Genomic DNA, 6,906 nt, shown 5'->3' with positions numbered 1-6,906 from the left:
CCAACGCTGTCAGTTATACGCCCGTGATAGGAGTGGACTCTGGCGCCGGTAAGCAGTATTCCACTATCCAGGCAAGTGATTTCTATTCCCCGTTGGCTAATATTGCTGCATTAAGACGTACAGGCGGCCCATGGGACGCTAACAGTATTAAAGTCGATAGTTTAGGTAATATAGATGGATTTTGGGCAGGAGGAAAAGAATATGATCAAACATTTTCCACTGTTGTCACCGTAGATTTCGACGTTAATCCTGTCACTATTAATCCGGCATCCTGCGCCCGCTCTGTGACGTTCGAACTGGCCATTGCTGATATTTGCGATAGCTCACTCCCGGATAGCGCTATCGCCACGGATGAACAAGTTCTCTATTGGTCTCCCATTCCTAATTTTCCCGGCGTGCCGGGAGCGCCCTTTGGGGCGCCTACCGCATCTCCTAATCACTCTGTCCCTGGCAATGACCCAAACTTTGTTCCTGCCGGCCCCGCTTATTCCAAGTATGATGGCTATGTAGACGCCGCTCACACAGTTGCGGGCGACGGCTGGGGCTCGCCGGCCACTTTGAAGGTTACCAGAGTGACGGCTCTTCCGGCAGGCTGCACGGGTAACGGGGGGTTGGGCGATGATATTTATATTTACCCATCAGCTCAACAGATTAATGATGAGTTGCCGGTCTGGTCAGGCCCGAAAGTAGGAGAAGGCACTCTTTATTGGAAATAATATCTGGATATTATCCTGATTTGTTGCGCACGCAAACCGAACAGCGAGAAATCAGTTTTAGCGGCTTTGCGCAGGTAAAAGCTATGTTTGACTTGCCCACGGCGATAGACATATCGTCGTGGACTTTTAATTTAACAGGCCTGCTGCAATTCACTCGTCTTGCTATTTCTTGTTGCTGCCGGCAATTAGTAAGTAGAATAATGGCATGTGATTGATTATCGAAAATGTATTATTTAGTGAATAATAGCGGGAGAGCGCATGATAAGTTCATTGGCTTTTAAAAAATTCGCTATATGCTTACCAGCGGTCTTTATAATGGTTGCCGGTCAGAGCATTTTTGCCGACACCCGGCTGCAAATACAAGAATGGCCGCTGCCATAAGAGTTTTAATGATGCCGATTTTTCCTTATGCCAAATTCCGGATTGTTTGTTCGCTCCTGTTGACGTCCAATATAGTGTTGGCTGCCGGAAATATCAGCAAACCTGATCAGCAACAAATCAGCGTGGTCATGACTAAGGATAAAGGCGTTGAACTGCAGCTGAAAATCAGACGAGCGCCGATGGCGCAGGTGCTTGGCGCCATCGCGGATAAATCCGGCGTGCCGATAAACTATACCGTACTGCCGGATGGATTGGTGAATGCAACCTGCGTCGGAACCACAGTCAAACAGGTCATGGAGTGCCTGTTTAATAATAAAGCCGACCTTATTTTTCGATACGCCGAACGATCCGGCAAAACGGAACAGCAGGCTCAGCCTTCTGAAGTCTGGGTTCTCGGCGCAAAAATCGGCGGCGATCAGGCAAGTTCAGCCGAATGCTCATTGCCCGGAAATCAGCAGCAGATAGCGGCGAATACGCAGCCTGACCCTGCGCCGGACGAAACGGATAATTTAGTGAAGATGGCATCCTCTAAAGCCCCGGCGGAACGGGCTGCGGCGGTCGGGCGTCTGTTAGCGGAGGGGCGCAAAAACGATCCGTCGGTCAGGGAAGCGCTGGAAGCCGCGCTGTCGGATAAGGACGCAAAGGTGAGGGCGCAAGCCTTGTCTACTTTGGCGCATCGCGAAGGAGCAGGGGCCGCGGCCGCTCTGCAGGAGGCGATTCACGATGACGATGTGTCGGTGCGTCTAACCGCAGTGGACAATGCCGGAAGCGATCCCGGATTGCTTCAGCAGGCGCTTACGGATGAGAATGCATCGGTGCGCGAACTGGCGGCCTTAAGGCTGAGGCCGATTCCGAAGCTGGGCAGCACTCAGTAACGGCAACCCTCACTATAGAGAGACTTGCCAATTGGGTGCCTATGTGAGTGAAAAGCGGCTAGGAGGTACAGCATAAATACCGGAGATTGAAAAAGAATAAAATAAACAAAATCTTTATAAAGGAAACTCTGAACAAGTTGATTCCGCTTATGGTTCGACAAGCTCACCACGAACGGAATCAACTACTTACCGTTCGTCCTGAGCCTGTGGGAGGACTTAATCAGAGTTTTTTAAAATCTATGTACCCATGCCTTTCGGAAGATATTTTCTTTAAAAAAGACAACTCAAGGGTATTTATTTGTCATACAGACGCCTCGAAAATGAGGCAATCAGGACTTTATTAACTATTAATGATCTCTTATATAGAGAGCCGCGAGGATAGGATTATGAAAAATGCATTTATAAAAATTCTTATGACAGCATCATTATTAGCTGCTGGCGGATACATCGGCGGCGCGTTGGCTCACGATGGCAGCGCCATTGTTGACGCCGGCGGCAATAACCCGAGCGCCACCGATCTGGCGGCTGTGACTTGTTTTGATGACGGCAACGGGGCGCCGGCCTATCTTTTTGGACAGATCAGGGATAATTCTCCACCGGTGCCGGGCTTATTATTGAATTTCCAGATTTACAAAGGAAATCAAATGACCAGTATTACCGATACCGTCTCCGGCGATGCCAACTATAGTCAAGCGGTTACTCTTAGCGGCGGCCCCGGCGTGTATTACATATCCGCCAGTAAAACCAAGGCAGGCTTGAGAGCGTTCGATGTTACTTACCATTGCCTGACCAGCGGCAATATTCATACCGGTACCGAGCTGACCGTATTGCAATTTCAGTAAGCGTTAATCCGGGCGGCGGCCGCGAACATTATTCTTACTCAAAAAAACCTATGTCGCGGCTACTAATCGATTGCTTAAATAAAATATCTCTAAATGAATCAGCGAATATCAGTTTTACTGTGCGCCGTACTGGCGCTTATTTTACCCATCCAGGCAATATTTGCCGTAGAGGCTGGCGGCAAAGCGCCCGATTGCGGGTTAACCTCCATGCGCGATGCGCAGCGTTATGATCTGCGGCAATTTCATGGCAAAGTGTTGTATGTCGACTTCTGGGCATCCTGGTGCGGCCCTTGCGCGAAATCGTTTCCCTTCCTGAACAGCCTGCATGAGAAGTTCAGCAAGGAAGGCCTGCAAATTTTAGGCGTCAATCTGGATGAAAATCCCGCTGACGCCAAGGAATTTCTCGGTAAATATCCGGCCGACTTTACCGTGGCGGCCGATGCGGACGAGCAATGCGCCAGGGACTTTGACGTCAAGGCCATGCCGTCCTCCTATCTTGTTGACCGCAAGGGCGTTGTCCGCCATATCCAGCTTGGGTTCCGGCCCGGAGAAGCTAAGGAACTTCAGTCCCTGGTGGAACGGTTATTAGCGGAGCATGCGGGTGCACAGTAGTATCGTGTTGCGAACAGGCAGCTTCAGGATTAATGATGCACTTTACTTGGCGGCTAAGACCACTATTCATTTAACGGATTTTGATAAGAAAATATTTATTAGGAACAGTGAATGAAAAGAAGTCAACTTGCCCCGGCAGCCGCATGCCTTATATTTGGGGCCTGCCTGTCGGGCTGCGCGCCGGTGGCTCCGTGGGAGCGCGGCAATCTTGCCAAGCCGCAGATGGCTTTGGACGTCAACCCGATGCTGAGCACGCTGCGCTCGCATAATTACAGCAGCCGCGAAGCGGCCAGCGGCGGCAGTTCAGCGGCGGGCGGCGGCTGTGGCTGCTATTAAAAAAAAGAAAACTCTTGAAAGCAGTGCGGGCCGGTTGCTCGTTTCCGCGTGCCGCCGTTTGACCGGAGTTATAAAACCGCGTATTTCCAAACAGCAAGCCGCGGCCTCGGCCAGTTCGCCGCTGCATGCGCTGACCGCGGCCGCTCTGGCGCTGCCGGGCTTAATGATGACCCCTGCGCAGGCGGCTGATGAGGAAGCCGGTTTTCAATATGGGCACTACCAGGAGGGGAAACGCCAGCTTTTCGGGATTAAAAGCCGGTTCAAGCCTATCGAGGTGGAGAGTCTTCAGGGCAGCGGGAAAATTAAATTGGCTGACCGGGTAAGATTCGCCTTTAATTATATTCAGGATACCTGGGGCGGGGCCACGCCCATTGCGACAGCGCCGCTGTCTTTTCAGGGCAACAGGGAAAACGGTGTAATTGCCGGGGCGACGCCTTTCTTGCAGAATAACAATGTCTATTTCGATGCGCAATTGAATCCTTTGCAAAGAAACAATGCAGCCAATACCTTCAGCAAAGATCCGCAGCTGGTCCATACGCTTTCCTCCGCTTCGCCCGAAACCCGCAAGCAAGGCGACTTCAAGCTGAGTTATGAATGGGACGAGGCGGCATTGGATGTGGGCGGCGGCATTTCGCTGGAAAACGACTATGAATCCAGATTCGGAAATCTGGGCGGACGCTGGGATTTTAACCAGAAGCTGACCACCTTGAATCTGGGTCTGAGTTATACCGCCAGCGATACTCAAGCCATAATCGATCATGACGCCGCTCCCTATATTTATGATACAACCTCCGGCACGGCCAGTTACAATGCCATGTACGATAGCCAGATAGAAATTCTTCCGGGCGGAAAAAGAGTTCTGCACGGCAAGCGGCAGGATTGGGCCGCGCATTTCGGCCTGACCCAGATTCTGAACAGGAACGCGCTCTTTGAAACCGGCGCGGGCTATACCCGCAGCACGGGATACATGGCTAATCCCTATAAAGCCGTCGAGACCGCGTTCATCGACCCCGCGCAAACGCCGGGGCCGTCGGGAGAGCTGACCGGCCTTGCTATCGGCTTGCTTGAACAGAGACCCGATGCGCGTAATCAATGGACGGGCGATTTGCGGTATGTCCAGCATATCGACGGTCTGGATGCGGCTCTACATTTTGATTATCGTTTTTTTCACGATGACTGGGGGATTAACGCCCACACCTTTGCAGCGGATTGGGTTCAACCTCTCGGCAACGGTTGGACGGTCACGCCGCGGGTGCGGTATTACTCTCAGGATGCAGCCAGTTTCTACCAGCCCTACCTGGTTTCGCAGCAGGCGTTCAGCAAGCTCGTTGTCGATGCAAGCGGGCGGCCGATTCTTGTTGAAGCCGATAATCCGAATAACGGCAAGACCTATTTTCGCGATCAGAACTTTAATCTTGTCGATGAAAACGGCAACAGGGTGGATGAAGTTGCGGTAAATCCGATCAATAAAACGGTTCCGTTCGATCGCAAACTGCTTCCCGCGCATTATTCCAGCGATCAACGTCTGTCGGGTTACGGCGCTTTAAGCGGCGGCGTCACGATAAGCAAGCAATTTACCAAAGGCGTCAGCCTGGAAGCCGGTGCTGAATATTATACGCATGAAGGTTCTTTAAAACTGGGCGGAGGAGGCGAGGGCAGCTATGCGGATTTTAATTATTACGTGGTCAATGCCGCGCTAAAAGTGGATTTGGCGGCGCTTGCTCTTGCCGGAGCAGGACATGACGAGCACAGCGGTCACGGCGGCCATAACGATCACAGCCGCCACAGCGGACATGGGCCTGCCGGCGTGATGTTCGATCATATGCTGAGCCGGTCCGGCGATTTCATGGTGGGCTACCGCTATATGTACGGCAACCAGCACGGGGCCATGCTGCATGGCTCTGACGCCGCCGGTGACATGGATATTGTAAATAACGGCTGCCCCAACAGTAACGGCTGTTTTTTGGCGTCCAGCGGCATGGCTATGCATATGCATATGCTCGATCTCATGTATGCGCCTACCGATTGGCTGAACCTGATGCTTATGCCGCAGTTCGTCGACATGGATATGTCCATGCGGAAACTCGATGGAGCGCCGCAGCCGACTACTCCGGCTGAGGAAGCCGCCATTCCTCACCACGTCTTGCATGAGCATAATACCGGCGGCATCGGCGATACGGGGGTTTACGCCTTAATCAAACTGTTCGATGCGCCTGGACATCATGTGCACACCGCGTTGGGCATCAGCGCGCCGACCGGCGATGTCGGCATCAAATTCAGGGACACTCATGGGCTGGAAGGCGGTTTTATGCATTATGACATGCAGCTGGGCAGCGGCACCTGGGACTTCAAACCGAGCATTACTTACACCGGCCAAAAGAATCGCTGGTCATGGGGAGCGCAAATTAGCGGCGTCAAGCGTCTTGAAAACAGGAATAAATCGGGTTTTGCCTTCGGCGATATATTTCAGTCCACGGCATGGGGCGGCTACGATTTGTTAAACTGGCTTACCGCGTCCGTGCGCGGAGTTTATACGGTAAAAGGATCGGTTAAAGGCGAATTTAACGGGACCTTCAATAAACTGGGGCCGATGGATTACTCGACCAGTTACGGCGGCCGCTATTGGGACGTGGGTTTCGGGCTTAACGCCTTTGTGCCGCGCGGCGATCTGGGCGGCAACCGGCTGAGTTTCGAGTGGCTGCAGCCGGTTAATGATGATGTCAACGGCTATCAGCTTCCGCGCGAGGGCGCGCTGTCAGCCACATGGAGTTATGCGTTTTAGCGGGCTCTCGCTCAAGCCGCGCAAGACATTAAGCGCCAGGCCGGGTCTGGGGAGATGATAATCAAGGCAGACTGCTTGAAAATTTATCATTATCCCTTCAAAGCGATGGGATCGCCCTGCGACGTGCAGCTATATGCTAGTAGCGATACTAAGGCTAAACAGTCGGCCGATGCCGTCATCGCGGACGTGAACCGGCTGGAAGCGCTCTATTCGCGCTACCGCGGCGATAGTTTCGTGTCGGCTATCAACCGGGCCGCAGCCATTGGCGGCCGTATTCCGGTGGATGATGAGACGGCGGGCTTGCTGAATTATGCGGCTGCCTGCTATGAGCAAAGCGGCGGCTTGTTTGATATTACTTCCGG

7 protein-coding genes are annotated in these 6,906 nt (G+C 52.6%); all 7 read left to right on the top strand.

Annotation, left to right across the window (positions count from 1 at the left end; genetic code table 11):
• A partial coding sequence (locus HUX64_RS18985; RefSeq protein ID WP_217426630.1) for a hypothetical protein occupies nt 1-716 on the top strand: 716 nt, incomplete at its 5' end.
• 389 nt (nt 717-1,105) lie between these two features.
• Nucleotides 1,106-1,972, top strand: coding sequence for a HEAT repeat domain-containing protein (locus tag HUX64_RS18980; RefSeq protein ID WP_174627751.1), 867 nt, complete (start codon nt 1,106-1,108; stop codon nt 1,970-1,972).
• Between the two features lie 386 nt (nt 1,973-2,358).
• Nucleotides 2,359-2,814, top strand: coding sequence for a hypothetical protein (locus HUX64_RS18975; RefSeq protein WP_174627750.1), 456 nt, complete (start codon nt 2,359-2,361; stop codon nt 2,812-2,814).
• Nucleotides 2,815-2,907: 93 nt separating this feature from the next.
• Nucleotides 2,908-3,426: a TlpA family protein disulfide reductase gene (locus HUX64_RS18970; RefSeq protein ID WP_174627749.1), complete on the top strand. Its 519-nt coding sequence runs from the start codon at nt 2,908-2,910 to the stop codon at nt 3,424-3,426.
• A 111-nt stretch (nt 3,427-3,537) separates the two neighbouring features.
• Nucleotides 3,538-3,762, top strand: a complete 225-nt coding sequence (locus tag HUX64_RS18965; protein ID WP_174627748.1) for a DUF4266 domain-containing protein — start codon at nt 3,538-3,540, stop codon at nt 3,760-3,762.
• Nucleotides 3,749-6,544, top strand: coding sequence for a DUF3570 domain-containing protein (locus HUX64_RS18960; RefSeq protein ID WP_217426629.1), 2,796 nt, complete (start codon nt 3,749-3,751; stop codon nt 6,542-6,544). Before HUX64_RS18965 ends, HUX64_RS18960 begins: the two co-directional genes overlap by 14 nt.
• Before the next feature lie 75 nt (nt 6,545-6,619).
• Nucleotides 6,620-6,906, top strand: a 287-nt coding sequence (locus HUX64_RS18955) for an FAD:protein FMN transferase (RefSeq protein WP_246247154.1), incomplete at its 3' end; no start/stop codon positions are given.

This window comes from Candidatus Methylobacter favarea (assembly GCF_902806695.1).
GTDB classification, from domain to species: domain Bacteria; phylum Pseudomonadota; class Gammaproteobacteria; order Methylococcales; family Methylomonadaceae; genus Methylobacter_B; species Methylobacter_B favarea.
The sequence above is the reverse complement of the archived record's forward strand: the minus strand, read 5'-3'. Positions and strand labels throughout refer to the sequence as shown.

What these genes read in the sequence shown, in the direction of transcription:
- HUX64_RS18980 (WP_174627751.1), top strand. Translation starts at nt 1,106, where the DNA reads ATGATGCCGATTTTTCCTTATGCCAAATTCCGGATTGTTTGTTCGCTC.
- HUX64_RS18975 (WP_174627750.1), top strand. Translation starts at nt 2,359, where the DNA reads ATGAAAAATGCATTTATAAAAATTCTTATGACAGCATCATTATTAGCT.
- HUX64_RS18970 (WP_174627749.1), top strand. Translation starts at nt 2,908, where the DNA reads ATGAATCAGCGAATATCAGTTTTACTGTGCGCCGTACTGGCGCTTATT.
- HUX64_RS18965 (WP_174627748.1), top strand. Translation starts at nt 3,538, where the DNA reads ATGAAAAGAAGTCAACTTGCCCCGGCAGCCGCATGCCTTATATTTGGG.